The organism is Gottfriedia luciferensis, assembly GCF_001712755.1.
GTDB lineage: Bacteria > Bacillota > Bacilli > Bacillales > Bacillaceae_G > Gottfriedia > Gottfriedia luciferensis_B.
In genome coordinates this window covers 131,176-156,064 of record NZ_MDKC01000002.1, presented here as the reverse complement: position 1 = coordinate 156,064, position 24,889 = coordinate 131,176, and the positions used below count along the sequence as shown (strand labels likewise).

Below are 24,889 nucleotides of genomic sequence, written 5' to 3'. Positions count from 1 at the left end.
TAACTATGATTTTTTATAGTTATAAAAATATCTTAATTTATATTTTTAAATGATTTACTTATTGATTGTAAAACCCTTCTAAGTAATCATTTCGCTTGAAGTATCTATAAGCTTCTTTATGTTTATTTTTCATTTCTCTAAGACTATCATTTAGATGATCGATTGTACTTTTAGAAAATTCTTCATTTCCTTTAGTATCACCGCTACTATAACTCATCAAATCCATTAAATAGGCATCTTTAGATGAAGTTGCACAAATAATCCATAATAAAAGCCCCTTATCAGGCGTTTTTTTAAATTTAAAATTCTCTAATACTTCATCTAGTTTCTCGATATCCTCCATCGTTTTTTGTTCCAAATCAATTACTTTATTTTTGTCATTTTTTCCTACTATTTTTTCTAGTTGATTTAAATCTGATCTTACAATTATTAGAGAAGAATTTATTTTTTCTACTTTAGTTTCATTAATTTTTGTTATTGGATATGATGAATTCGATTTAACATAAACCAAAATTCCCAATCCGATCATAATAATCATTGAAAAAATGACTATTAAATTTCTGACAAATACTTTTTTCGTAGTTTTCATGTTGAAACCTTATCCTCCATTTTTTAATGTTCCTTTAATTGTATCAACTAGTTAAGGTTTTGTATTTGGGGAATTTGGTCCTTTTTTACAATAAATTTCTAATCTGTCATTTATTTCCATAAATAATAACTTTATAGTCAATCATATTGATTCAACTAAAGCATGCTACTTAAAAACTATCAAATTAATAAATATAAGATTTACAGACACCCAATTCTCCCACTATCATAGTTTTTAGAGATATATGTATACTTTCATTCAACAATAAAGATATATAAGTGCTCTTTTTGAATATATTTATTGCTCTATTTCTTGTTTTACTCAAAAGTTAATTGGAAATTACTGAAAAACTGTATGGTACTTAGTGTATAATAGCTATGAGGTGTTTATATGAAAGCTAAAGCTAAGAGCGGTACAGGTAAGGGTACAGGTAGAGGTACAGATAAGAAGGGTTGGAATAGATGGCAAGCTAGTGCAAAAAAAGCAAAGAATGCGAAGCCATATGTTAGCAAAGGTACTAAAAATAAGGGCAATTCCAAAACAACTAATAATAATTCAAATGGCTAATTATTTTCGATAATTATTTGTTTCTTCAATATTATATGGTCTTTCATACTTTAAACCATTTTCTTTACCAAGATCCACGTTCGATATTACCCTTATTCTTTTTGGGATAGGGGTTTTTAAATTTAAAAGACATAAAAAGAGTCGGATTCTACTTTATAGATTCCGACTCTTTTTTCAACTAAGCTTTTTTAACATTAGTTGCTTGTGGTCCGCGTTGACCTTGTTCTACTTCAAACGTTACCGCTTGACCTTCGTCTAATGATTTGAATCCATCAGTTTGAATTGCTGAGAAATGTACGAATACATCATCACCATTTTCTCGCTCAATAAATCCAAATCCTTTTTCTGCATTAAACCATTTTACTTTACCATGTTCCATTTTTGTAACCTCCCAGTGTGGCTTACACACATTGTAATACCCTAATTTTACCAATATAGTTATGAATTATCAAATTTCCATCAAAAAAAAATGAAATAACTGAGTAATATGGCTAATTTAAAGTAGATTATTGTATAACTTACTCTTGCTAGCTTGTTTAAGAGAATATCCCTATTTTTTCTCTAAATTGCTTATTCTTTGCTCCAATTCCTCAATTTTTTTATTTGAAATAAACAAATTATTTGCTGCAAATAATTTTACTTTTTTAATAATGATAATCACGATATATACTACTACAATTAGAATGATCAATTGTAGTAATGTAATGATTAAACTAAAATTATCCATTAGGCACACTCCTTTTCAAACAAAAGTACATTAAATCCTTTGATGAACTAATCTGCCAGTAGTAAAATAGGAGTCGATCATCGTTATAGACTCCTTTTTTATAATCTTTGTTTCCCTGCCCAAATTCCTTGCATTTTACTCATTAATACAATTTGCCCAATATGATATGCGCCGTGCATTGCTAGATTCTTCAGTTCAAGTACTAATCATCTTTCTCCTGGAATCTGTCTATATAAATCTTCATGTTCTGATTTTGCAAGTATTTTTTCAAGTTCACGATGAGTATAAAAGTATTCCTCTTTTGTTTTTTTCAACTTTCAACCGTCTGAGTTGGTAATCGAAATGTATCTGTAATTTTTATAATTCCATTTAAGATTATAAAATCCTTTATTTATTAAACGATCCTCCCATTTACTGAAATAAAAAAACTGCAACTAAGCAGTTTATGACTTTAAACTTACGTGTAAAGGAAAAAAAAGCCGAATTCCATATTTGGAAATCGACTATAATATTAACTTGATTTAAATATTATTGAATTACAATTGGATTAACTGGAGTATTTGGCATTGCAATTCTTGTTCCATTAAAGTTTACAAATAATCCGCCTTCGCTCTTAGTTTTTTCAACAGCTGTTACTGTTGCATGTACCCATTCCCCAGCTTCAGTATCATAAACTTCACGGTTACCAGTTAAAGGATCTCCTACAACTGGTACTGTTCCTTCAGTTACTACATTCCCAAATCCTTTTATTATAAAACCATTGATTTGATTAGCTCTACGTGCATCATAATCTACATTTGCACTAACAGATGCGTGTTTAGGAACTTCGATTTCATGTGTAACGATTTTAGGTTGTTTACCACCTGTTAAAGTTTCCCAATACTCTGTAACAACATAAGTATCTTTAACATCGTATGTAAAAGTAGTAGCACCTGCATTCTTCTGTAAAGAAGCATTGTTCCAATTAAATGCTAATTGTACATCACCTTTACCTACAAATCCTGTTCCTGTTGTTGAATCAAAATTTACTGCTGCTTGAGCACCAGATGTTGCTACACCTAAAGTTAATAACCCTGTTAATATTAAACCACCTATTGCCTTTTTCATGTAAAAAACCTCTCCCAAAGTATGAATTTATTAACATTACACGCCATAAAGCATGTACTATTAACCAGGATAATAGTACCTATTAACATTGTATACAATATTTTATTCTCAATCAAGAATTTTCTGACTATAAAATAAAACAACCTCATATCGTATATTGCCTCTTAAGTTATATTAATCATAAATTCTCTTTTTCTAGCTAAACTATACCGCCATTCTGATGAATAAGATCCTTTATAAATTTAAAATAACCACAAAGAAGCTAGTTACTACCTAAAGGATTTTTAAACAAAGTAAAGAATAAAATAAAGTAAAAGAAAATGATAGAATTGAATTTTTTACTTGAAATTTGAATTTCATCTTTAAATATAGGTATAAAGAATCGAATCGATAATCACAATGTTTGACTTTTAACTATAAAAACTTCATTCAAATTAGCTTTTAAATATTAAAAGTTGTTCTTTTTTAAGTATTCAATGAAACAATTGAATAATATTGAAAGGTCATAGGGAGGTAAAGGATGAAAGAAAATAACAAGACTCTTATATTAATAGGACTAATGATTGGAGTCATTTTCTCAGAGCTTGATGAGACAGTCGTTGCAACAGCTATGCCAACAATTATTAGGGATTTAGGAGGGTTAGCGCTTTACGGCTGGGTTGGTGGAGTTTACATGCTTTCGATGACCTCCTTTATGGCAATACTCGGCAAACTTGCGGATTTATATGGTCGAAAGAAAATATATTTATTTAGTATGGGATTATTTATGGCTGGGTCAATTATTAGTGGTACTGCTCATTCTATGGAAGTCCTTTTAATTGGTCGTGGAATTCAAGGGATTGGTGCCGGTGGGTTAATGCCACTTGCGATGGTCATTTTCGGAGACAGTTTCCCAGTTGAACAGCGTGCTAAGCTTCAAGGTATTTTCGGAGCTGTCATGTTTATACCTCAGCTACTTGGACCGCTCATTGGAGGATATTTTGTACAGCATATTTCATGGCACTGGATCTTCTTAGTAAATATTCCAGTTGGCGTTTTAGCTGCAATTTTATTAGCAATAGGACTAAATGAAACGAGAGTTGATAAAAAAATCAATATCGACTGGTTTGGTGGGATTTTACTAGTTATCACGTTAATCAGCTATCTGCTTACGCCTGTACTTCATCAAACAGAAGGATATGCATGGAGTGATCCTAAAATAATTAGTTTACTAATTTTAGGAACCATTTTACTTGGATTATTTATATTTGTAGAGTCAAAAGCAAAAGAACCAATTATCCCTTTACACTTATTTAAAAATAGAAACTTTGTTGTCATTTCGGCTCTAGTATTTGTTTTTGTCCTTGCGATCATGGGGTCACTTTCATCATTCCCATTCTTCTCGCAAAATGTACTCGGTTTAACACCTACTGAATCTGGCTATTTAAATTTACCAATTATGGTTGGTGCAATGGGTGCAAGTGTAATTGCTGGGCGAGTAATGAATAGATTCTCTTATCGAAATATTTACGGTGTTTCATTTATTATACCAATGATTGGTTTCTATTTACTTACAAGTATTACGGCCCACACTTCAATAATGACATTCGTTATTTATTTCATTATTCTTGGACTTGGATTCGGTGCACTATTTAACAATGCATTAATTGTTCAAGAATCAGTTGAAAAGGAAAATGTAGGGATTGCTCAATCTGCCGTCATGTTATTTCAATCCATTGGTATGACGATTGGCTTTAGTTTATTTGGTTCTCTATTAGCTTCTAAAATTACATCAGGGATGAAATCACTAGCTGGAAGTCTTTCCGTAGATCAATTGCTACAATTAAAAAATGTACAAAATGGTATGATTCCATCTAATCTTGATCCTAATTTACTTGAAAAAGTAAAAACAGTCTTTACTCATGCATTCCAGGATTTATATTGGGTATCTTTCGTACTTGCCATATTAACATTTTTAATTTGTTGGGGTCTGAAAAAGGAAATTTTAATAAAGAAAGATGAAGCAAGTGAAGTAAAAGAAGTAAATTCTATTTAATTAAAAGAACCATTCCAATTTTTTTGGAATGGTTTTACTTTTTTTAACCGAAATTACTTGTTAGTTAGATGCTTAATTACATCTTCTAAAGATTTTTCTGCCATTGATGATAATCTTAAACTATGATTCTCAAACTCTAAATGTGAAGTAACTTGATTCGGAACAATTACACAGTGTAAACCTGCTTTCCTTGCAGCGATTAATCCATTTAACGAATCTTCAAATGCGACAGCCTCTGATGCTTGAACCCCGATTTCCTCAATTGCTTTTAAATATAGCTCCGGATCAGGTTTAACTTTCTTTACATCATCTTTTGTCTTAATTACTGAAAAGTATTCATAAATATTTAATTTTTTTAAGAAGCTTTCTACCCACTCTCTTGAGGAGCTAGAAGCCAAAGCTATTTTTAATCCAGTATTTTTTGCTGAAATTAAATAGTCTTCTACACTTTCTCTAAGTGCCGGCTCGAGTAGTTTCTCATCAACTAGTTCTTTAGCCATTTGTTCAATCAGTTCTTTTTCAATTGGTTCTTTTAAATTTGTATTGATAAAATCGAATAAAATTTCATCACTTGTTCCTACAACTTCTGAAAACTTTTGAAGAGTTAACTCCACTTCATACCTTTGTAGTACTTCCTTATATGCTTCGAACCATACAGACTCAGTATCGACAATTAAACCATCAAAATCAAATATTACAGCTTTAATCATTCCATTTCTCCTTTTCCTTAATTAGACAGATTTACTATATTATGGTTATCTCAGTTTACTATTTTTCGTTTTATTTTTGCCAATCAGGTTTAATGAGAGAAAATACGTTTAAATCATGAGACTGATTCCCTTGAACTAAATAGCCTCTCAGTAATCCTTCTTTTTGAAATCCTAACTTCTCAACTAAAGTAGCTGAAGCAGTATTATCTGGAAAAATATTAGCTCCAATTCGATAGATTCCTAGCTTATTAAAGCAGTATGATGTAATTTCCTTTATTGCTTCTGACATATATCCTTTTCGCCAATATTTAGGTAATAAATCATATCCAATTTCCGTTCTTCTTGCATGTAAGACTAAATTATTTAAACCAATTGTCCCGATTAATTTTTTTGATTCTTTTTCAACTATTCCAAAACGAATCCCTTGTTGATTTTCAAATCTAGTTTGAAAGGAATCGATCATTTTAACCGCTTGATCTTTTTCAGTAAAAGGGTCCATACCATAGTATTTAATTACCTCTTCATTTGAAAAGATGGAAAAAATCTCATCTACATTTTTTTGTGTAATTTGCACTAAAGATAATCTTTCTGTTTCTAAAATTGGAAAATCCATCATGTTACCCCTTTCTTCTCTGTCGAACAATTTCATAAACTCAGTTTGATTACTTGAAGTACCTTATTTTACCATAATCATGATTTAATTTTCTTAATTTTTATTTGATTTATTTCTGATTCATTTATACCTAATTCCTCATGAAAAACATTTTGTACAATCGTATCCTTTTTTTGTGTTATCCAAAATTTGGGAATAATCCATTTTCACAGAAATAGAAATAAATAGACTCATTTCATTCATAAGGGAGAACATTTACATGAATAATCAATTAAAAGTGAATCCACAGCAATTTTACAAAGACCCATATTCGTATTTTAGTAACGCTAGAAAAATAAGTCCTATGCTTTATACGGAGCTATTTCAGAGAACTGGATGGCTAGTAACAGGCTATAGAGAAGCAGAAATCATGCTAAAAGACCCCCGTTTTATAAAAGAGGCAACCAAAGTCACTCCACCTGAAAAAATACCTGAAAGTGTTATGCCTGCTATTGCAATAAATCGAAAAATGATGTTATTTCGAGATGCTCCTGATCATACAAGATTAAGAAACCTCGTGAACAAAGCCTTTTCTCCAAGAATGGTTGAAAATTTACGAACTTCGGTAAATGAAATTGCTGATTATTTATTAGCAAATATGAAGGGAAAATTTACCCACGAACTAATACATGATTTTTCATATTTATTACCTGTCTTTGTCATAACTGATCTATTAGGTGTTCCTAAAGAAGATCGGGATTTATTTCGTAATTGGTCAGAGGCATTTATTAAATTTATTGATTTTAATACGACTATGGAAGATTTAGAATTAGTATCAAAGGATATTATTGATGCTTCTAATTATTTCAGAAATCTTATATCTTTAAGGAGAATAGAACCTAAAGAGGATTTAATTAGTAATTTAATCATAGCAGAGGAATTTGGTGATAAATTAAGTGAAGATGAAATGATCGCAAGTTGTCTTCTTTTATTAATAGCGGGTCATGAAACTACTGTTAATTTAATCACGAATGGATATTATTTATTATTAAAACATCCTGAGCAATTTGAGCTTTTAAAAAATGATTTAACGTTAATTCCTTCAGCAATTGAAGAAATATTAAGATACGAATCACCCGTTATTTTTACATCTAGGTGGGCTAGAGAAGATTTTGAGTTCGCTGGAAATGCGATTAAAAAAGGCGATTACTTTATGGTTTCCTTAGGCGGCGCCAATTACGATCCAAACGTCACTACTAATCCTGAAACATTTGATATTACTCGAAAAAATATAAAACATTTATCCTTTTCATCCGGCCCGCATTTCTGCTTAGGTGCCCCCCTTGCTAGATTAGAAGGACAAATTGCAATTGAAAAACTGATTAGACATTTAGTTAATCCAGTTCTAATTGAGGAGCCAACTCGCCGTAAAAATGTTGCTTTTCGTGGGTTTGAAAGCTTGAAGATTCAGGCAAGTATACAATGAAGTTTCTAGCAAATTGTGTACTTTTCAGGATAGAAATTTAATTTTAAAATTCTAGCTGTAGTATTCGAAAATAAAACAATTTATAACATAACAAAGAGCATCGAGATTTCGATGCTCTTTACTGTTCCAAATCCTTCATTATAAGGGACCAAAAAAATAAAGTTCTAAATGAAATCACAATTGACTTATTTGTAATAAAATATTTAAACCTTTTTTTAAATCTTCCAACGAAGCGTAGGCATAGGAAAGACGAATATGATGTAAATCTCTTGGTTCGTAAATATAACCTGGATTGATCAATATATTTTCTTTAAGTAATTTTAAAAATAAAGTCTTATTTACTATTGGATTATGAAATCTGAGCCATATATAGAAACCACCTTCAGACTTTTTCCATGAAGCTATCTTTTTAAATTTCTTTTCTAAAATTTCTTCTACGTATATAGCTCGTTTTTGCAATTGATCACGAAGATTAACAAGATGCTTTTCGTAGAGACCGTTTGAGATCCAGTGTGATACGATTTCTTGCGAAAAGGCACTTGAACCATAATCCGTTTGCATTTTTATATCAGCTAATCGTTCAATAACAGGTGAAGGTGCAACAACCCAACCAATTCTTAACCCTGGACTTAGTGTTTTGGAAACACTTCCTATATAAAGAACTTGTCCTAAAGTATCAAACGATTTGATAGCTGGTGAAGATGTTTCAAAAAGCAATTCGTGATACACATCATCTTCAATAATCGGAATTTGTAGTTCTTTACATGTATTAAATAGATTTTGCTTTTCTTCCAACGACCAATTATAGCCCGTTGGATTGTTTAGTGTTGGAACACAGTAGAATAATGATTGCCTCTTCCCTTTATGTGCTCGTAAATTATCTTTTAATTGATGTTCCCTTGAAATTGAAAACATTCGCATACCATTAGATTGAAAGGGATGTACTGAATTTAAATACGAAAATTGTTCTTGAAAAATAATGGATCCCTCTTCCAATAATCCAACTGCTATTAATTGAAGTGCTTGAAGTGCACCCGAAACAATTAAAATGTTCTCTGGTGCTGATTCAATACCACGTTTTTTTAAATAATTACATAAAATTCCTCGGAGCTTTTCACTTCCTTGCGGAGATGAATAACCAATTGCTTTTGAATCAATTGAAATCTTTCTTAACGAATCTTCTATTTCCTTAGTTGGTAGTAATTCAGGTGATAATTCACCTGTTCCAAGACGTATGATATGATCTATTTGCTCATATTCATTTATGAGTTGAATCGTATGGTAGTTTGGTTTATGAATACTTGATTCAATATGTCTGTGCCAATTCGGTTGATTTTTGCTCAAAAGTACGTTCCAAGAATTGTTAGCCACATATACCCCTGAACCCATTTTTGATTCGATCAAACCATCTGCCCTTAATTCATCAAGTGCAAGTTGTACGGTACTGCGGTTCACATTAAATTGCGTTGCTAATTGACGCTGGGTAGGAATCTTAGTGCCAACAGACCAATCTCCTCGTTCAATACGAGTTTTTATCCAATCTATAATTTGCTCTTGCACAGTCAAATGAGAATCACGATTTGGTTTCCATTTCATCTAACTCCCCCTAAATTGGGTGGATATAAAACCATCCAATTGGTTGTTTTCTTTTAGTTTTATCATAGTACGATTGTAATTGAAAGGGAGTTGATTTGATGGAAGCTATTATTCATGGTCTAGTCTTAGCATTCGGACTTATTTTACCTTTAGGGGTACAGAATGTATTTGTATTTTCACAAGGTGCCACACAGCCAAAACTAATTCGAGCACTTCCAGCGACTTTTACTGCTGCTGTATGCGATACTTTTTTAATTCTTTTAGCTGTTTTTGGACTTTCCACGATCGTTCTACAATTTGAATGGCTAAGAATTAGCTTGATGATTGCTGGTATTTTGTTTTTAGTATACATGGGGTATGTTATTTGGAAATCTAAACCGGTAGTAAATGAATCGAATAATGCATTACCTAGCCGACAGCAAATCATTTTTGCCTTATCAGTTTCCTTATTAAACCCCCATGCAATCTTAGATACAATAGGTGTAATTGGAACAAGTGCATTAAAATATGTCGGAAAGGAACAAGTTTTCTTTACGATTGCATGTATTACAGTATCTTGGATTTGGTTTTTTGGATTAACAGTTGCGGGCTCAATCATGAAGAAGGTAGACAGTACAGGAGGTTTAATGAAAATATTCAACAAATTCTCCGCCTTGTTTATTTGGGGAACTAGCATTTATCTTTTAATTGGATTAACTTAATGTAGACTAGAGGATGATCTTGAAGATCATCCTTTTTTCATAGTTCAACTTAGGCTTAGAGTAGTTGCTAAACCGATTATCAAAATTATCTTCTTTCAATAGGTTTAGCAAAAATAATAGATACTAAAAATCCAACAAATCCACCGGCAATAGAACCGGCAAATGCTGAGTTAATTTCGCCATGAAATAAGAATACTCTAACTAAAAAATACGATATTGCAAAAGAAAATGCGTATATCAAATATATATAAATGCTCTTTTTAGAAATCATCTAACCCTCTCCTTAAATCACTCTACACTAATTAATTCAACAGCTATTTTAATAAACCTTTAAAAACTATTGATTTTAAAAAATAGGAACCGTTGCCTATGTCAATTAAGAAGAAAAATGACAGACTAAAAATTGTTATTAGTCTGTCATTTCACTTAAGCTATTTAATTAATTAGAAGCAACTAATTCAATTTCGGACTGGTAATCACCAACTTTAATTTCTTTTCCATTCACATGATTCTTCACAACTAGTTTTCTCATTAATAAGTTTTCCTCAAGCATTCCTTTAAACTTTTCAATGATTTCAATAAACTCCGGTTTAGCTGTTATGCCAATGTCTACGCGCATATTAATTGGTAGATCCAATTCTTTTCGGTATCCTTGAATAGCCCTAATTAATTCTCTTACAGTACCTTCTTGAATAAGATCTTCTGTTAATAATGTGTCTAGGGTCACTGTATATTCTCCATTCGTCGCTGATGCAAAACCTTCTCTTGCGCTTTTTTCAATTAAAATATCTTGTGCGTCAACTTTAACAGTTTCTCCTGTCTCAATTAATACATTAGCATACCCGCTCTCAATCACTCTTTTTGCTTCTTCATTTGTTAATGTTTGAAGTGATTTATTGACTAGATTAGAAAGCTTACCAAATTTAGCTCCTGATTTTTTAAAATCCAATTTCAGTTTTAAGATTGAAAACTCATTTTCGTTGTTAACTTGTTGGAATTTTTTTAAGTTTAGCTCATCTAAAACAATTTCTTTATATAAATCCCAATTGATCTCCTCATTGTTACTAACTAAAGTTAAACTAGCTAGTGGCTGTTTGATCTTTAATGAATTTGCATTTCGAATGCTTCTTCCAAGTTCCACAACTTTTAGAACTGCATCCATTTCCTTCTCAAGCTGAGCGTCGATTAATGATTCATCGAAAACTGGAAAATCAGATAAATGGACGCTTTGTTTTGTTAAATTAAAATAAACATCTTCCGCTAGGAATGGCGTAAAAGGTGCTAATAATTGACTTACTTTTGTTAATACTTCAAACAGTGTATAGTAAGCGGCCGCCTTCTCGTTATTCATTCCATTTGACCAGAAACGTTCTCTTGACCTTCTTACATACCAGTTACTTACTTCATCTACTAATTTAGCGATGTCTCGTGCAGCATTTGTAAATTGATAATCCTCTAAATTTTTTGTTACATTTTGGATTGTGCTTTGCAAACGTGAAATGATCCATTTATCCAATGTACTTGATTGATACTCATATAGTTTTTTTGCATTAAATCCATCTAAATTTGCATATAAACTGTAAAAACTATACACATTGTCGAATGTATCGATGAGTTTCGACTTCGCCTCTTGAACAACCCTTTCAGAAAAACGCTTCGGGTTCCAAGGCGCACTGTCTACTAATAAAGACCATCGTAATGAATCTGCACCATATTTTTGAATTAATTCTACTGGATCAAGTGCATTACCTTTACTTTTAGACATTTTTTGTCCATTTTCATCTAATACATGGCCTAGAGATAATACATGTTTATACGGTACTTTCCCGGTAAATAAAGTAGATACTGCAAGTAAACTATAGAACCAGCCTCTCGTTTGATCAATCCCTTCAATGACAACATCAGCTGGGAATTGTTTTGTAAATTTCTCTTTATTTTCAAAAGGATAATGATATTGGGCAAATGGCATTGAACCGCTATCGAACCAGACATCAATTACTTCAGGTGTTCTTTTCATATTCCCTTTACAATTTGGACAGTTAAGTGTAACTTCATCAACGAAAGGTTTGTGCAGTTCAATTGAGCTGTCAATTTCTTCTACCGAATGGCTACATAATTCATTAATACTTTTTGGTGCTAATTGATGATGACATGAATCACATTCCCAAACATTTAATGGAGTGCCCCAATATCTTTTTCGGCTAATATTCCAATCTACCATCTGTTCTAAAAAATTACCGAATCGACCGTATTTTATATGATCTGGATACCATGTTACTTCCTCATTATTTTTAATAAACTGTTCCTTTAATGCGGTCGTTTTAATAAACCAACTTTCATTCGCATAATAGAGTAAAGGTGAATCACAACGCCAACAATGCGGATAGCTATGCTCATATTTTTCTTTACTAAATAATAATTCATTTTCGGCTAAATACCTCACTATATCTACATCACACTCTTTAACAAAACGACCTTGAAAATTAGGTACTTCATCAGTATATTGGCCTTTTTCATTCACTACATTTACAAAAGATAACCCATTTTCTTGCACAACTTTATAGTCATCTTCACCGTATGCAGGTGCAATATGAACAATTCCAGTACCACTTCCTTCAGTTACAAAATCTGCTTTCACAACTTTATGACCAACTTCAACTTTTACGAAATTAAATGGTGGTAAATAACTAATACCGATTAGATCTGCCCCAAGAAATTCAGATAAAATGACGTAATCCGCTTTTAGTACTTTATCTACTAATGCCTTAGCAAGAATATATACTTCCTCACCTTTTTTAGCACGAACATATTCCATTGTTGGATTTACAGCTAACGCTACATTAGCAGGAAGTGTCCACGGAGTTGTCGTCCATCCAAGGAAATAGACATTTTCTTCATCTTGCAATTTAAACTTAACGGTTGCAGATAAATCCTTAACGTCTTTATATCCTTGCGCTACTTCATGTGAGCTTAGCGATGTTTGACAGCTAGGACAATAAGGTGAAACACGATGACCTTTTACTAGTAAGCCTTTTTCATGAATTGTCCCTAGGATATTCCATACACTTTCGATATAAGAATTATCCAATGTTACATATGGATCATCCATATCCACCCAATAACCTAATTGCTCAGTAAAATCTCGCCATTGTTTCTCGTAAGTAAAAACACTTTCTTTACATTTCTCAAGAAAAGCTTTTACGCCATATCGTTCAATTTCTGCCTTACCTGAAATGCCTAACATCTTTTCAACACCGAGTTCAACTGGTAAACCATGAGTATCCCATCCAGCTTTACGAACAACTTGGAAACCAGCCATTGTTTTATATCTAGCTACAACATCTTTTATCGTACGACCTAATGCGTGACCAACGTGTGGCAGTCCATTTGCAGTTGGGGGACCTTCATAAAAAACAAAAGATTGATTATGTTCTCTATGTTCAACTGATTTAATAAAGATATTTTCTTTAGACCAAAGTTCACTAATCCTTTTTTCACGATTTTGAACAGATTCTTTCATATTTTCTTTTTTCATATGATATCGCCTCTCTTATTTTTTTAAAGCACACAAAAACCCGCCCCTATAATAAGGGACGGGTTTAACCGCGATACCACCCTAATTCTATTGAAAACAGTCCGCTCTTCAATAGCACTCTAGTCACGTACAATCATACGCGTTCCTTTTAACGGTAGACACCCGTTCAAACCTACTTATGTTTTCAGTTTGACTTCTCGGAGAGGATCTTCATTTAAGTACTATTCACCGGATTTCAGCTTCCCCGGCTCTCTGTAGAACAGTAACGAAAATTACTTTTCTCGTCATTGAATTCATTTGTGTGCTTTAATTGTTATTTATTATATCCATCGACAACTAAAAAGTCAAAGTTTTCTTAAATTTATTTTTTATTTAATTTAAGTTCCGTATTACAAAGGTAACAAAAACGTCTAAATGACAAAGTTAATGATCCTTTTGATAGTAAAATATCTTTTTATCAACTTCACTATTTTCCGCCAATATGGAAAGAAAAGCAGCTATTATTTTTAGACAATCTTTTGTTAATCGTTAAAACTTTCTCATAATTTTTTTAAAAACTATTGAAGAATATTGTGTTAAACTGATTTTGAGAAAATTAACGAGAAAAAGGGTGTGCCAAAATGATCAAAACGATGGCTGTATACAAGGACGGAACCCATGCGTTTGATGTATCAATTGAAGAATTAAATTCCGAACAAATTGATTGGGTTTGGGTCGATTTTGGAAAACCTGAAAAAGAAGAAATTGACTTATTGAAAACTCAATTCCACTTCGATGAAATCGCAATTAAACATTGTGTCAGTTATAAAGAAAGACCGAAAATGGATTATTACGATGGCTATCGTTTTATCATTCTACAATCATTACAGGAGAATATGGAACAAGCTGAAATCGATCTCTTTTTGTCCCACAAGTACATCGTTTCATTTTGTTGGGAGGAGTCAAATGCGATACAAATTGTGTGGAATAAATTAAAAGGCTTAAAGAGTATAAAAGGAATAAAACCAGAAAGAATTCTGTATCACATTTGTGATGAAATTGTTGATAAATTCTTTCCGATCGTCCAAAAAATTGAAGATGACATCGAAGAGATTGATGAATTAGGATCTAATTCCGATCTAAGCATGATTGATGGAATTAAAACACAATTAAGCAAGTTATCAAAAGTAAGAAAAACAGTTAAACCAACAAAAGATTTAATTTATCGTATTTTAAATTCAACCCACGTTGAAATTGACAAAGAAACGACAAAAAAATTGCGAATCGTTTACGATCACTTAGTAAAATTAATAGATGACATAGCAGATAACAGGGAAATGGCAAATGACATTAGAGAAAGTTATATTTCAACAAACTCACACAAAATGAATAAAACGATGAAAATGTTAACATCTGTCTCAATTGTGTTCATGCCACTAACATTCATCGTTGGAGTATATGGAATGAATTTTGTTCACATCCCCGAGCTTCAATTAAAATATGGTTATTATTATTGTTGGGTGATTATGCTATTGATCGTGTTTGGATTAGTGATGTGGTTCAAGAAAAAAGATTGGTTCTAAAAATACTCGTTATAAAAAGAAAAACTATCTACTTCAAAAGCTAACCAACAAAAATAAGATGATCTCTGGATAGAGATCATCTTATTTTAATTCTATTTGTGCCTTCGCACTTAGTTTTTTGATTTTAAAATTTCAATGAATCCGCTGTTTTTTCAAACATTACACTTTGATCAATTAAACCACAAGTTCCACATTGAACTAAATATTCTGGACCTTTATATGGAACAAAAAATGGATCTAGCCCACTTGAAACATATTCTTCTATTTCAACATCTCCGCTTTGAGCATTTAATTTAACTGCTTTTGGGTTTTGTTCGATTAAATAAAATCTACTTTTGTTTGTTTTACAGCGTGGACATGCTAATTTATGCATTTTTTCACCTCATTTTATTCATATAAGGTTACTATTCCATTAAATTATTATCTTTATTCATATTAATTCGTATTTAATTTGCCTTCAAATACGATCTTTCTTCCAGTCGGTTCAATTTCTACCTTTCCATTAACCATTTGCTCTGAAAATATTGGTACTTCCATTCTTTTAACAGGTATATAGCCTTCTTTTTCCATTCTCTCTAAGCAATCATTAATTGTTTCATTTTCAAAGACTTCAAATTTTTTCTTACTCATCTATTTCCCTACTTTCTACTATAGTCATTTATCTAAACATGATCGAATTCTAATCAAAATATAGTAAAAAACCTTACTTTCATTTGAGAGTAAGGTCTGACTGACTAAAATTTTTTAATCGCGAAGCCTCGATAGGAATCGAAGTGCTTCAATATAAACCCAAATGACTGTTACTAATAAACCAAAAGCACAATACCACTCGAACTCTTTTGGTGCACCTTGTCTAACACTTGTTGTAATTAGATCAAAATCCAAGAATAGATTTAATGAAGCAATAACAAGTATCGCTAAACTAACAAATATTCCGATTGGACCAGATTGATGGATATATGGAATTGGGACATGGAAAAGTTGGAGGACCATCGTTAGTAAATAAAATATAAACACTCCGATTGTTAAACCGAAAACAATCGATCTAAAACGGTGCGTTACTTTAACTAGTCCAGTAGCATAACAAATTAATGTTCCTGCTATAATTGCAATTGTTAATAGAACTGCTTGAAGAACAATCATTCCATATGTTGCTTCGTAAACTGCTGAAATATTACCAATTAGAATCCCTTCAACTGCTGCATAAATAGGTGTAGTAATCGGCGCAATTCTAGGAGAAAAAGATGTTACTAACCCAATAATGAATGCAACGATTAAACATCCAATAAACACTTTAGAATTAAGTGTTCCAGTTGCCGTTAGATAAAATGAGTATCCTGCAGTTGCGATTAGTAAGATTAATGCGATAATTGTTTTGCCAATTGTGCCACCGATCGTCATCGCTTTAGCAGCATGCCTTGATTTCGTTAATCGTTCAGAATTTAAGATAGGATTTGAACTCCTCATTTAAACTCCTCCTTTATTTTATACCTTTATTTTACCATTTTTAGTAAATTTCTTAAACTTTAAACAAGCTTTAGTAAAATATATGAAAAAAGATGTCCAAAAGGACACCTTATTTCAAAAAACTAAATTAAAATTTAATTTTATTTGCTAAAAATGATTGTAATTCACTTATTGCAACACGAGTTTGCTCCATCGTGTCACGGTCACGAACTGTTACTTTACCATCTTCAATTGATTCGAAGTCGTAAGTAATACAGAAAGGAGTACCGATTTCATCTTGACGTCTATAACGTTTACCAATTGAACCAGTTTCATCAAAATCAACATTGAAATCTTCTGCTAAAGAAGCAAACACTTCTTGTGCATTTTCAGATAATTTTTTAGATAACGGTAAAATCGCAGCCTTATATGGTGCTAACGCAGGATGTAGACGCATTACTGTACGAGATGTACCATCTTCTAATGCCTCTTCTTCATATGCATCAATTAAAAATGCTAATGTAACACGATCTGCACCTAATGATGGCTCGATACAATATGGAACGTATTTTTCATTTGTAATTGGATCATGATATGTGAAATCTTCTGTTGAATATTCCATATGTTGTTTTAAATCATAATCTGTACGAGACGCAATGCCCCATAATTCGCCCCAACCAAATGGGAATTTATATTCAAAGTCAGTTGTCGCGTTACTATAGTGTGATAATTCATCTGCACTATGTTCACGTAAACGAAGATTTTCTTCATTCATACCTAAAGCTAAAAGCCATTTATTAGCAGTTTCTTTCCAATAAGAATACCACTCTAACTCTTCACCTGGTTTACAGAAGAATTCAAGTTCCATTTGTTCAAATTCACGAGTACGGAACGTGAAATTTCCTGGTGTAATTTCGTTACGGAAGCTTTTACCGATTTGAGCAATACCAAATGGTACTTTCTTTCTCATTGTACGTTGAACATTTTTGAAGTTTACGAAAATACCTTGTGCTGTTTCTGGACGTAAGAAAATTTCATTCGTACTTGACTCAGTAACACCTTGGAATGTTTTAAACATTAGGTTAAATTGACGAATATCTGTAAAATCATGGCTACCACAATCAGGACAAGCAATTTTATGCTCCTCAATCAATTTAGCCATTTCTGAAAATGGAAGACCATCAACGATAATTTCCATTCCTTTTTCTTCAAGTGCATTTTCGATTAATTTATCTGCACGATGACGAGCTTTACAATTTTTGCAATCGATCATTGGATCATTAAAGTTACCTATATGACCTGAAGCTTCCCATGTACGTGGATTCATTAAGATTGCAGCATCTAATCCAACATTGTATGGACTTTGTTGAACAAACTTTTTCCACCAAGCTTTTTTCACATTATTTTTTAATTCAACACCTAGTGGTCCATAATCCCACGTATTTGCTAAACCACCGTAAATTTCAGATCCTGGAAATACAAAACCTCTGTGTTTAGCATGACTTACTACGACATCCATCGATTTTTCTGACATTTTCATTTGCCTCCAATTTTCAATTGTTTTTTTGAAAATGCAAGAATGAAATAAAAAAGCTCTCATCCTTAGGCATTTTCTGCCTAGGGACGAGAGCTGTGTTTGCACCCGCGGTTCCACCCTAGTTGACAATTAAAAAAATTGTCCACTTTAAAAATTAACTCGGGAATGCCTTTCGCCAAAGGTTTTGATTGAGCTCACACCATCCTCAATTCGCTTTACAAAATAATCTTTAGTTACTTCTTTCCGTCAACGTTATATGTAATAAATAATATGTTGTTATTTTAACAAAGTGTCAATGATTAAGTCAAATATTATTATGAACAATTTTGATAAAAAAATACCGTGAATTTTTTGAATTATTTTTGGAAAGCTAACATGTAAAGATAAAACCTTTACAGTATGAGCATTACTTGGTATGATAGAAAAGTTGTTTTATTTATATACTATACTATCAGAAGGGAGTGCTAGTTTTGAGTAGCAGCATTTTTCTAAAGAAAAAGAAACGTTCAGCAGTATTGCTTGATAAACATCATTCCATTCGTTTATTAAAGACAAACAAAAAGCGAATCGTGAACAAAAGAAACAATAAAATAAAAGGGTTCGAACAATTACTTGTTAAAGAATTAAACGAGGAAATGATTTCAACTTCAAACAGTACGGTAAATGAAATTTCTGAAAATGTAAATACAGTAGTGATCGAAGGACTTCCAGTAACATTTCTTCTAAAGCTTGGAAAAGAGTTTTTCTCAGATTTAGAAGCAGTGAAGTACTATTATAATAGTAAACATGAAGATTTTTACAAGAATCGTAGTTTACTAGAGGAATCACTTCAATCTTCAATTAACAATGCGTCAAGTGAAGAGCAATTAAAAGTTTCGGAATTTATTTCTAATAAATAATAATTTCATATTAATGAGGGAATCCATAAGGGGTTCCCTCTTTTTATTAGTGTTGAGAAACTGTAGTAAATACTGAACGACTGAGCTACAAATGAAACATAGAGAGCAGCAAATAAGAGGCCTATCTATGCAAACAAACGTTGAAAACTTGCAAATGAATGGCGGACTGCAATTAAAATCAGTGAATCTGCAATTAAAATTACCGAAACTGCAATTAAAATCAGCTTATCTGCAATTTAAAAAAATAATTACCTATACCCGTAAAGGTATATCGGCTGATTTATTTGATCAATGTGGATACGATCGAGTATAACTCTAGCATATTTCTTCTTAAGCAATAAAATATTAATTCAAATCTGCATTTTATCTTTAATAAAGTCTATAAAATAGACTTAAAATGATCAGTACCTCTCAGATACTCTCTGTCTATAACTTTTCCAAGCATTCACATCAAAAAAGGGATGTTCACATGTCAGTTGACCTGACTCATGATACATCCCCTTTTCATTTATCTATTTTTGATTAGAAGATTCATTAAGCTAAATAAGCTTTTTTCACTTCTTCATTATTCATTAATGTCTTACCTTCACCAACCATTTGGATCTCACCAGTTTGAATTACATAGCCACGGTGAGCAATTTGTAATGCTTGGTATGCGTTTTGTTCGACTAATAAGATTGTCATTCCTTGTTTGTTTAGTTGTTCAATGATTTCAAATATTTGTTCAACGATAATTGGAGCAAGACCCATAGATGGTTCATCAAGCATTAGCAATGATGGTCCCATCATTAATCCTCTACCAATCGCTAACATTTGTTGTTCTCCTCCACTCATCGTACCGCCTTTTTGGCTTAGACGCTCTTTTAGTCTTGGAAAATAATCAAATACCATTTCCATGCGTGCAGCGATTAGTTTTTTATCTTTAACAGAGAATGCACCCATCTCTAAATTTTCTTTTACACTTAATTTAGAAAAAATTCTTCTTCCTTCTGGTACATGAGCGATTCCTTTTAAGGCAATTTCATGAGATTGTAGCTTTATAATTTCTTCACCTTTATAAATAAGCGTTCCAGATTTTGGTTTAACTTGGCCACAAATCGTTTTTAGAGTAGTAGATTTTCCAGCACCGTTACTTCCAATTAATGTTACAATTTCACCTTCATTTACTTCAATGTTGATATTTTTCAGTGCTTGAATACCACCGTAAAAAGAGTTAATATCTTTTAATTGTAATAGCGTCATCTTTTCGTACTCCTTTCACTATGCAGTAGTCACTGCACTTTTTCCTAAATATGCTTCAATTACTTTTTGATTATTTCGAATTTCAAGAGGTTTTCCTTCTGCAATTTTTTCGCCATGATCAAGTACAAATAGATACTCGGATATTTCCATAACAAGCTTCATATCATGCTCGATTAAGACGATTGTTAAGTTAAGGTCATCTCTCATTTGATAGATTAAATCAGTCAATTCTTTCGTTTCTTTCGGATTCATCCCTGCAGCTGGCTCATCTAAAAGTAATATTCTTGGTTGAGAAGCTAATGCACGAGCGATTTCAAGTCGTCTTTGTGCACCGTATGATAGACTCGATGCTTCCTCATTATAAACATCAGCCAATCCGACGTATTCTAACCATTTATACGCTTCTTTCATTGCCAATTTTTCTGCTTTTTTAAATTTAGGTAAATGGAATATTGTTGAAAAAACACCATACTTTAAATGCTGATGCATTCCAACCATGACATTTTCTAATGCAGTCATACTATTAAATAAACGAATATTTTGGAATGTACGCGCGATCCCTTTTTTATTTACTGTATGCGGCTTTAGCCCTACTAAACTCTCATTCCCTAGCAAAATTTCGCCACTACTAGGAGTGTACACACCTGTAATCATATTAAAAAATGTTGTTTTTCCAGCTCCATTTGGTCCAATTACCGCTGTAATTGAGCCTTCTTTAATATCAATATTTACATTATTCACAGCTGTTAAACCGCCAAAGCTTTTCGTTAAATTCGTTATTTTTAACATTTGATAACCTCCTCTCTAAAATGAAACTGTGCGTGTTTTTTCTTCGACTACAGTTTGATCTACGACGTCTTCTTTTGGAACAACCTTATTTTTGGCAGGCAATAATCCTTTTGGCCTGAAAATTGCTGCAAGTACTAAAATAAGTCCGAAAATCATACGTTGCATTTTAGAAGGTGATAGAGCCGGTGGTAAATTAATAACTCCATCTAATGTTAATTGGTTTAAATAGTTTGTTACTTCTGTTAATACTTGTAGATTTAAGATTGTTACAAGTGCAGCTCCAAGGATCACACCTGGAACACTACCCATTCCGCCTAAAATAACCATTACCAAGATCGTAATCGATTCAAGTAGTGTAAAGCTTGTTGGGTCAATGAACATTTGCTTTGCAGAGAAAACTACTCCCATCATTCCTGAGAAAGATGCACCGATTGCAAATGCAATTAATTTCGTACGTACTAAGTGGATACCTGATGCTTGTGCAGCGATTTCATTCTCACGTACCGCCTTCCAAGAACGTCCAAGCTTAGAATCTTGTAATCTAGTTACTGCTAAAATGACGATTGCTAAAACAACTAACACGACATAATAAAATTGACCAGAATTATCGATCTCTAATCCAAAAATAGTAGGAGCTGGAATAGAAGATATACCTTGTGCCCCTCCAGTAATATTGATCGGTTTATCTAAGTTATTGAATACAATTCGAATAATTTCTCCAAATCCAAGTGTTACAATTGCTAAATAGTCACCTTTTACACGTAGTACTGGAATACCTAATAATACGCCTGCAATTGCAGCGATAATACCACCGATTATGATAAATACCCAGAATGAGTTTCCTGAAAAAGGAAGGAAATCAAAATGTAAGAAATTCGTAACTTGTTTAGTCGAAAAAATTGCATAAGTATATGAACCGATTGCAAAGAAGGCAACGAATCCTAAATCTAACAGCCCCGCTAACCCAACTACTACGTTTAATCCAAGCGCCATTGCAACATAGATTCCAACTAAAGTCGCTACACCCATATATGATTCAAATGCTGTTCCTTGTGATGCAACATAAGGCATAATCACTGTTAAAACTAGAATTCCGATGCTCCATTTTAATTTGACTGGAAAATTTGTTTTGTATAATAAGTAAAGTGAGAACAAGATTAGTAGAAATGCCGTTACGGATTCTTGTAAAAGGTATAATCCCAATGATGTAACAACGATATATGCTCCTAAGAAAATTCCTTGTAGTTTGTTTGATTGTTTTAACCCTTCTAATAAGCTCTTCATCAAATTCACCTACACTTTCTCAGCTACTGGTTTACCTAGTAAACCTTCTGGCTTGAATATTAGAACTAGAATTAATATTCCAAATGAAACAACATCTTTATATTCTGATGGGAAAATACCATGTGTTAAAGTTGATAAATTTGTTGCCGCAAACACTTCGATTACACCGATTAATAAACCACCAAACATTGCACCACGGATATTTCCGATTCCACCTAATACTGCTGCCGTAAATGCTTTTAGGCCTAAAATAAAACCAATGTATGGATCAATTGTGTTATATTGTAATGCAAAGAGCACGCCAGTTGCACCACCTAATCCAGAACCTAAAAAGAATGTTAAAGAGATGACTTTGTTAACATTAACTGACATTAATGATGCAGTTTCACGATCTTGTGCTACTGCACGCATTGCTGTACCCCATTTTGTTTTATTGATGAAGTAATCTAATGAAATCATCATTACAACTGCAACGACTAAAATAATAATTGATGCTGATTTAATTTGTGCATTTCCAAATGAAGAAAGAATTGAGCTAGTTTTAATTTGGTGTTGTCCTGAAAATAGTGATGGGCCAGTAATAATGTAATTTCCTTCTTTTAATTCAGCAATAAAACGGACGATATCTTGTAGTAAAAATGAAATACCGATTGCTGTAATTAATGTAATTAACTTTGGTGCTTTACGTAATGGGCGATACGCCACCCTTTCGATCCCCATTCCAAGGAATCCAGTTGCTAATGAAGCAATAATTAGAACAATTGCTAATACGATAATTGCAGGTAAACTACTTAATAAACCTAACCCAGTAAATGTAATTAATATCGCAGTACCAATAAACGCACCTGCCATGAATATTTCACCATGTGCAAAGTTAATTAGTTCCAATATCCCATAAACCATCGTGTAACCGAGTGCTACGATTGCATATACTGCTCCTAAAACAAGACCGTCTATTAGAACTTGAGGTAGAGTTTGGATTACTTCATTCATGTATAAGACCTCCTATAAATAATGTAGTTTACTTCCTAGTAACTTCCAAATTTTTACAATTTTCTCAACATATTGAGAGAAAAAGAGTATCTCGTTTTTTACGGGATACTCTTTTCTTTTTCTGGTTGGCATAGTTCCTAATTAAGGTTTAGTAACTTCGCCTTCTTGAGTACCAGGATATTTAGCTTCTTTAAACGTATAAATAAATACTTTCGCGTATTTGTTGTCTCCTTTATCGTCGAAGCCAACCTTCGTTACTACTCCATCATAATCTTGAATCGCACGGACTGCTTTTTCGACTTGTTCACGTGTTGGCGTTTTTCCTTTATTATCATTGATCGCATTTTTTAATCCTTCTAATAAAACGCCTGCAGAATCATAACCGTAAGATGAGAACGATTCGATGTTTTTATTAAATTTAGATTTATATGCGTCAGCAAAAGCTTTACCTTTATCTGTTTTTAACGTATCACCTGCTACTGAAGTATAGTAGAAGTTTTTAACAGCATCTCCAGCAATATCAACTAAACCTGAAGAGTCCATTCCATCTCCACCCATGAATGGGATGTTTAACCCTTTTTCACGAGCTTGTTTTAATAAAATTCCACCTTCAGCATAAAGTCCACCGAAGAATACTAAATCAGGCTTTTTCGCAATTGCATTATTTAGTACTCCGTTAAAATCTTTATCTCCGATTGAGATCCCTTCTTCACCTAAGATTTTAGCGCCTAATTTCTGAGCAGCAGCTTTGAATTCATTTGCTAAACCAGTTCCGTAAGGTGTTTTATCTTGAATGATAAAAATATTTTTAGCTTTTAAAGTATTAACAGCGAAATTTGCACCTGCAGGACCTTGGAAGTCATCACGAGCACAAATTCGGTTAACTACTCCTAATCCGCGATCAGTTACTTCATTTGCAGTATTTGAAGGAGATACCATTACGATATGATCTTTCTCATACTTTACAGAAGAAGGAATTGCTACACCAGAGTTTAAGTGTCCTACAACACCAAGGATTTTATTGTCTGCAGCTAACTGCTCAGCATTTGCTACACCTTTTTTTGGATCCCCTTGGTCATCATAAGGTACAATCTTTAAATCAAAGCCTAATTTTTTGAAAGCTGCTTTTTGATCCTCTAATGCAAGTTGAGCTCCAAGTTTAATGGATTCACCTAAAATTGCATTATTACCAGATAATGGTGTATTTGTCGCAATTTTAATGACCTGGTTCCCATCCTTTGAACTATTACTACCACAGCCTGCTAAAATACCCGCAGTTAACGATACTGATGCTAAAATTGCAAATCCCTTCTTGAAAACCATATGTACGCCCCCTTAAAAACCTATTTTTTTGAAAATTTAAAATTCTTAAGAAAATAGTAAGCTATATTTTTTCGTTAGACAAGTTCTTTTGGTTCAAAATATTTCGACAATTCTGTCGATTCTTCGTTATTTTAGGTAATTATTCCCATTAAAATATCATTAAAAACTT

Annotated in this window: 25 protein-coding genes and 2 other annotated features; of the genes, 7 read left to right on the top strand and 18 right to left on the bottom strand. The window is 32.5% G+C overall.

The features are described 5' to 3' along the window. Positions 1-58: 58 nt before the first annotated feature. On the bottom strand, positions 59-589 hold the full coding sequence (locus tag BED47_RS03295; protein WP_069032403.1) for a hypothetical protein: 531 nt from the start codon (positions 587-589) through the stop codon (positions 59-61). 390 nt (positions 590-979) lie between these two features. Here BED47_RS03295 and BED47_RS23095 point away from each other — a divergent pair, with 390 nt between their 5' ends. Further along, positions 980-1,156: a DUF3934 family protein gene (locus BED47_RS23095; RefSeq protein WP_084006746.1), complete on the top strand. Its 177-nt coding sequence runs from the start codon at positions 980-982 to the stop codon at positions 1,154-1,156. Between the two features lie 178 nt (positions 1,157-1,334). Here the strand turns inward: BED47_RS23095 and BED47_RS03290 are convergent, their stop codons facing one another. The 3 genes from BED47_RS03290 to BED47_RS03280 form a co-directional block, all read right to left on the bottom strand. Then, positions 1,335-1,535 (bottom strand): cold-shock protein, encoded by a 201-nt coding sequence (locus BED47_RS03290; RefSeq protein WP_069032402.1) that lies wholly within the window; start codon positions 1,533-1,535, stop codon positions 1,335-1,337. 171 nt (positions 1,536-1,706) lie between these two features. Then, positions 1,707-1,883 carry a hypothetical protein gene (locus BED47_RS23590; RefSeq protein WP_175403441.1) on the bottom strand — a complete coding sequence of 59 codons (177 nt, stop codon included), beginning with the start codon at positions 1,881-1,883 and terminating at the stop codon, positions 1,707-1,709. Between the two features lie 528 nt (positions 1,884-2,411). After that, on the bottom strand, positions 2,412-2,990 hold the full coding sequence (locus BED47_RS03280) for a hypothetical protein (protein ID WP_069032401.1): 579 nt from the start codon (positions 2,988-2,990) through the stop codon (positions 2,412-2,414). Between the two features lie 520 nt (positions 2,991-3,510). Here BED47_RS03280 and BED47_RS03275 point away from each other — a divergent pair. Further along, complete coding sequence (locus BED47_RS03275; protein WP_069032400.1) at positions 3,511-5,025, top strand: MDR family MFS transporter; 1,515 nt, start codon at positions 3,511-3,513, stop codon at positions 5,023-5,025. Between the two features lie 53 nt (positions 5,026-5,078). On the opposite strand, the gene BED47_RS03270 is transcribed toward BED47_RS03275, so the two are convergent. Together BED47_RS03270 and BED47_RS03265 are read right to left on the bottom strand one after the other, a co-directional pair. Continuing rightward, on the bottom strand, positions 5,079-5,735 hold the full coding sequence (locus BED47_RS03270; RefSeq protein ID WP_069032399.1) for an HAD family hydrolase: 657 nt from the start codon (positions 5,733-5,735) through the stop codon (positions 5,079-5,081). A 70-nt stretch (positions 5,736-5,805) separates the two neighbouring features. Then, complete coding sequence (locus tag BED47_RS03265) at positions 5,806-6,348, bottom strand: GNAT family N-acetyltransferase (RefSeq protein ID WP_069032398.1); 543 nt, start codon at positions 6,346-6,348, stop codon at positions 5,806-5,808. 259 nt (positions 6,349-6,607) lie between these two features. Here BED47_RS03265 and BED47_RS03260 point away from each other — a divergent pair, with 259 nt between their 5' ends. Then, a complete protein-coding gene (locus BED47_RS03260; RefSeq protein WP_069032397.1) occupies positions 6,608-7,813 on the top strand; it encodes a cytochrome P450 in 1,206 nt (401 codons plus the stop codon). A gap of 174 nt (positions 7,814-7,987) precedes the next feature. Here the strand turns inward: BED47_RS03260 and BED47_RS03255 are convergent, their stop codons facing one another. Then, entirely contained in the window at positions 7,988-9,409 is a 1,422-nt protein-coding gene (locus tag BED47_RS03255; protein WP_069032396.1) for a PLP-dependent aminotransferase family protein, read from the bottom strand. A gap of 98 nt (positions 9,410-9,507) precedes the next feature. Between BED47_RS03255 and BED47_RS03250 the strand changes: the two genes are divergently transcribed. Beyond that, the gene (locus BED47_RS03250) at positions 9,508-10,110 is read left to right on the top strand and encodes a LysE/ArgO family amino acid transporter (RefSeq protein ID WP_069032395.1); all 603 of its coding nucleotides are present in this window, start codon (positions 9,508-9,510) and stop codon (positions 10,108-10,110) included. Positions 10,111-10,195: 85 nt separating this feature from the next. On the opposite strand, the gene BED47_RS03245 is transcribed toward BED47_RS03250, so the two are convergent. Together BED47_RS03245 and ileS are read right to left on the bottom strand one after the other, a co-directional pair. Further along, the gene (locus BED47_RS03245; protein ID WP_069032394.1) at positions 10,196-10,381 is read right to left on the bottom strand and encodes a hypothetical protein; all 186 of its coding nucleotides are present in this window, start codon (positions 10,379-10,381) and stop codon (positions 10,196-10,198) included. A 168-nt stretch (positions 10,382-10,549) separates the two neighbouring features. Beyond that, a complete protein-coding gene (gene ileS, locus BED47_RS03240) occupies positions 10,550-13,630 on the bottom strand; it encodes an isoleucine--tRNA ligase (protein ID WP_069032627.1) in 3,081 nt (1,026 codons plus the stop codon). Positions 13,631-13,696: 66 nt separating this feature from the next. Next, positions 13,697-13,942 (bottom strand) — a binding site (T-box leader). A gap of 323 nt (positions 13,943-14,265) precedes the next feature. On the opposite strand from ileS, the gene corA reads away from it, so the two are divergent. Continuing rightward, a complete protein-coding gene (gene corA / locus BED47_RS03235; RefSeq protein ID WP_069032393.1) occupies positions 14,266-15,207 on the top strand; it encodes a magnesium/cobalt transporter CorA in 942 nt (313 codons plus the stop codon). A gap of 124 nt (positions 15,208-15,331) precedes the next feature. Here the strand turns inward: corA and BED47_RS03230 are convergent, their stop codons facing one another. The 4 genes from BED47_RS03230 to BED47_RS03215 form a co-directional block, all read right to left on the bottom strand. Then, positions 15,332-15,580: a DNA alkylation repair protein gene (locus BED47_RS03230; protein WP_069032392.1), complete on the bottom strand. Its 249-nt coding sequence runs from the start codon at positions 15,578-15,580 to the stop codon at positions 15,332-15,334. Positions 15,581-15,642: 62 nt separating this feature from the next. Then, entirely contained in the window at positions 15,643-15,837 is a 195-nt protein-coding gene (locus tag BED47_RS03225; RefSeq protein ID WP_069032391.1) for an NETI motif-containing protein, read from the bottom strand. A gap of 114 nt (positions 15,838-15,951) precedes the next feature. Beyond that, positions 15,952-16,674 (bottom strand): Bax inhibitor-1/YccA family protein, encoded by a 723-nt coding sequence (locus BED47_RS03220; RefSeq protein ID WP_069032390.1) that lies wholly within the window; start codon positions 16,672-16,674, stop codon positions 15,952-15,954. Positions 16,675-16,801: 127 nt separating this feature from the next. Then, a complete protein-coding gene (locus BED47_RS03215) occupies positions 16,802-18,187 on the bottom strand; it encodes a glycine--tRNA ligase (protein ID WP_069032389.1) in 1,386 nt (461 codons plus the stop codon). Between the two features lie 82 nt (positions 18,188-18,269). After that, positions 18,270-18,449, bottom strand: a binding site (T-box leader). Positions 18,450-18,660: 211 nt separating this feature from the next. On the opposite strand from BED47_RS03215, the gene BED47_RS03210 reads away from it, so the two are divergent. Both BED47_RS03210 and BED47_RS03205 read left to right on the top strand, forming a co-directional pair. Then, a complete protein-coding gene (locus BED47_RS03210) occupies positions 18,661-19,089 on the top strand; it encodes a hypothetical protein (RefSeq protein ID WP_069032388.1) in 429 nt (142 codons plus the stop codon). A gap of 127 nt (positions 19,090-19,216) precedes the next feature. Then, positions 19,217-19,402: a hypothetical protein gene (locus BED47_RS03205; protein ID WP_069032387.1), complete on the top strand. Its 186-nt coding sequence runs from the start codon at positions 19,217-19,219 to the stop codon at positions 19,400-19,402. 221 nt (positions 19,403-19,623) lie between these two features. Here BED47_RS03205 and BED47_RS03200 read toward each other — a convergent pair whose 3' ends face one another. From BED47_RS03200 to BED47_RS03180, 5 genes are all read right to left on the bottom strand, one after another. Next, positions 19,624-20,331 (bottom strand): ABC transporter ATP-binding protein, encoded by a 708-nt coding sequence (locus BED47_RS03200; protein WP_069032386.1) that lies wholly within the window; start codon positions 20,329-20,331, stop codon positions 19,624-19,626. Positions 20,332-20,349: 18 nt separating this feature from the next. Then, positions 20,350-21,120, bottom strand: a complete 771-nt coding sequence (locus BED47_RS03195; protein WP_069032385.1) for an ABC transporter ATP-binding protein — start codon at positions 21,118-21,120, stop codon at positions 20,350-20,352. 15 nt (positions 21,121-21,135) lie between these two features. Further along, a complete protein-coding gene (locus BED47_RS03190) occupies positions 21,136-22,404 on the bottom strand; it encodes an ABC transporter permease subunit (protein ID WP_069032384.1) in 1,269 nt (422 codons plus the stop codon). Between the two features lie 9 nt (positions 22,405-22,413). Further along, a complete protein-coding gene (locus BED47_RS03185; RefSeq protein ID WP_069032383.1) occupies positions 22,414-23,397 on the bottom strand; it encodes a branched-chain amino acid ABC transporter permease in 984 nt (327 codons plus the stop codon). A 141-nt stretch (positions 23,398-23,538) separates the two neighbouring features. Beyond that, on the bottom strand, positions 23,539-24,720 hold the full coding sequence (locus tag BED47_RS03180; RefSeq protein ID WP_069032382.1) for a branched-chain amino acid ABC transporter substrate-binding protein: 1,182 nt from the start codon (positions 24,718-24,720) through the stop codon (positions 23,539-23,541). Positions 24,721-24,889 lie beyond the last annotated feature (169 nt).

What these genes read in the sequence shown, in the direction of transcription:
- BED47_RS03295 (WP_069032403.1), bottom strand. Translation starts at nt 589, where the DNA reads ATGAAAACTACGAAAAAAGTATTTGTCAGAAATTTAATAGTCATTTTT.
- BED47_RS23095 (WP_084006746.1), top strand. Translation starts at nt 980, where the DNA reads ATGAAAGCTAAAGCTAAGAGCGGTACAGGTAAGGGTACAGGTAGAGGT.
- BED47_RS03290 (WP_069032402.1), bottom strand. Translation starts at nt 1,535, where the DNA reads ATGGAACATGGTAAAGTAAAATGGTTTAATGCAGAAAAAGGATTTGGA.
- BED47_RS23590 (WP_175403441.1), bottom strand. Translation starts at nt 1,883, where the DNA reads ATGGATAATTTTAGTTTAATCATTACATTACTACAATTGATCATTCTA.
- BED47_RS03280 (WP_069032401.1), bottom strand. Translation starts at nt 2,990, where the DNA reads ATGAAAAAGGCAATAGGTGGTTTAATATTAACAGGGTTATTAACTTTA.
- BED47_RS03275 (WP_069032400.1), top strand. Translation starts at nt 3,511, where the DNA reads ATGAAAGAAAATAACAAGACTCTTATATTAATAGGACTAATGATTGGA.
- BED47_RS03270 (WP_069032399.1), bottom strand. Translation starts at nt 5,735, where the DNA reads ATGATTAAAGCTGTAATATTTGATTTTGATGGTTTAATTGTCGATACT.
- BED47_RS03265 (WP_069032398.1), bottom strand. Translation starts at nt 6,348, where the DNA reads ATGGATTTTCCAATTTTAGAAACAGAAAGATTATCTTTAGTGCAAATT.
- BED47_RS03260 (WP_069032397.1), top strand. Translation starts at nt 6,608, where the DNA reads ATGAATAATCAATTAAAAGTGAATCCACAGCAATTTTACAAAGACCCA.
- BED47_RS03255 (WP_069032396.1), bottom strand. Translation starts at nt 9,409, where the DNA reads ATGAAATGGAAACCAAATCGTGATTCTCATTTGACTGTGCAAGAGCAA.
- BED47_RS03250 (WP_069032395.1), top strand. Translation starts at nt 9,508, where the DNA reads ATGGAAGCTATTATTCATGGTCTAGTCTTAGCATTCGGACTTATTTTA.
- BED47_RS03245 (WP_069032394.1), bottom strand. Translation starts at nt 10,381, where the DNA reads ATGATTTCTAAAAAGAGCATTTATATATATTTGATATACGCATTTTCT.
- ileS (WP_069032627.1), bottom strand. Translation starts at nt 13,630, where the DNA reads ATGAAAGAATCTGTTCAAAATCGTGAAAAAAGGATTAGTGAACTTTGG.
- corA (WP_069032393.1), top strand. Translation starts at nt 14,266, where the DNA reads ATGATCAAAACGATGGCTGTATACAAGGACGGAACCCATGCGTTTGAT.
- BED47_RS03230 (WP_069032392.1), bottom strand. Translation starts at nt 15,580, where the DNA reads ATGCATAAATTAGCATGTCCACGCTGTAAAACAAACAAAAGTAGATTT.
- BED47_RS03225 (WP_069032391.1), bottom strand. Translation starts at nt 15,837, where the DNA reads ATGAGTAAGAAAAAATTTGAAGTCTTTGAAAATGAAACAATTAATGAT.
- BED47_RS03220 (WP_069032390.1), bottom strand. Translation starts at nt 16,674, where the DNA reads ATGAGGAGTTCAAATCCTATCTTAAATTCTGAACGATTAACGAAATCA.
- BED47_RS03215 (WP_069032389.1), bottom strand. Translation starts at nt 18,187, where the DNA reads ATGTCAGAAAAATCGATGGATGTCGTAGTAAGTCATGCTAAACACAGA.
- BED47_RS03205 (WP_069032387.1), top strand. Translation starts at nt 19,217, where the DNA reads ATGCAAACAAACGTTGAAAACTTGCAAATGAATGGCGGACTGCAATTA.
- BED47_RS03200 (WP_069032386.1), bottom strand. Translation starts at nt 20,331, where the DNA reads ATGACGCTATTACAATTAAAAGATATTAACTCTTTTTACGGTGGTATT.
- BED47_RS03195 (WP_069032385.1), bottom strand. Translation starts at nt 21,120, where the DNA reads ATGTTAAAAATAACGAATTTAACGAAAAGCTTTGGCGGTTTAACAGCT.
- BED47_RS03190 (WP_069032384.1), bottom strand. Translation starts at nt 22,404, where the DNA reads ATGAAGAGCTTATTAGAAGGGTTAAAACAATCAAACAAACTACAAGGA.
- BED47_RS03185 (WP_069032383.1), bottom strand. Translation starts at nt 23,397, where the DNA reads ATGAATGAAGTAATCCAAACTCTACCTCAAGTTCTAATAGACGGTCTT.
- BED47_RS03180 (WP_069032382.1), bottom strand. Translation starts at nt 24,720, where the DNA reads ATGGTTTTCAAGAAGGGATTTGCAATTTTAGCATCAGTATCGTTAACT.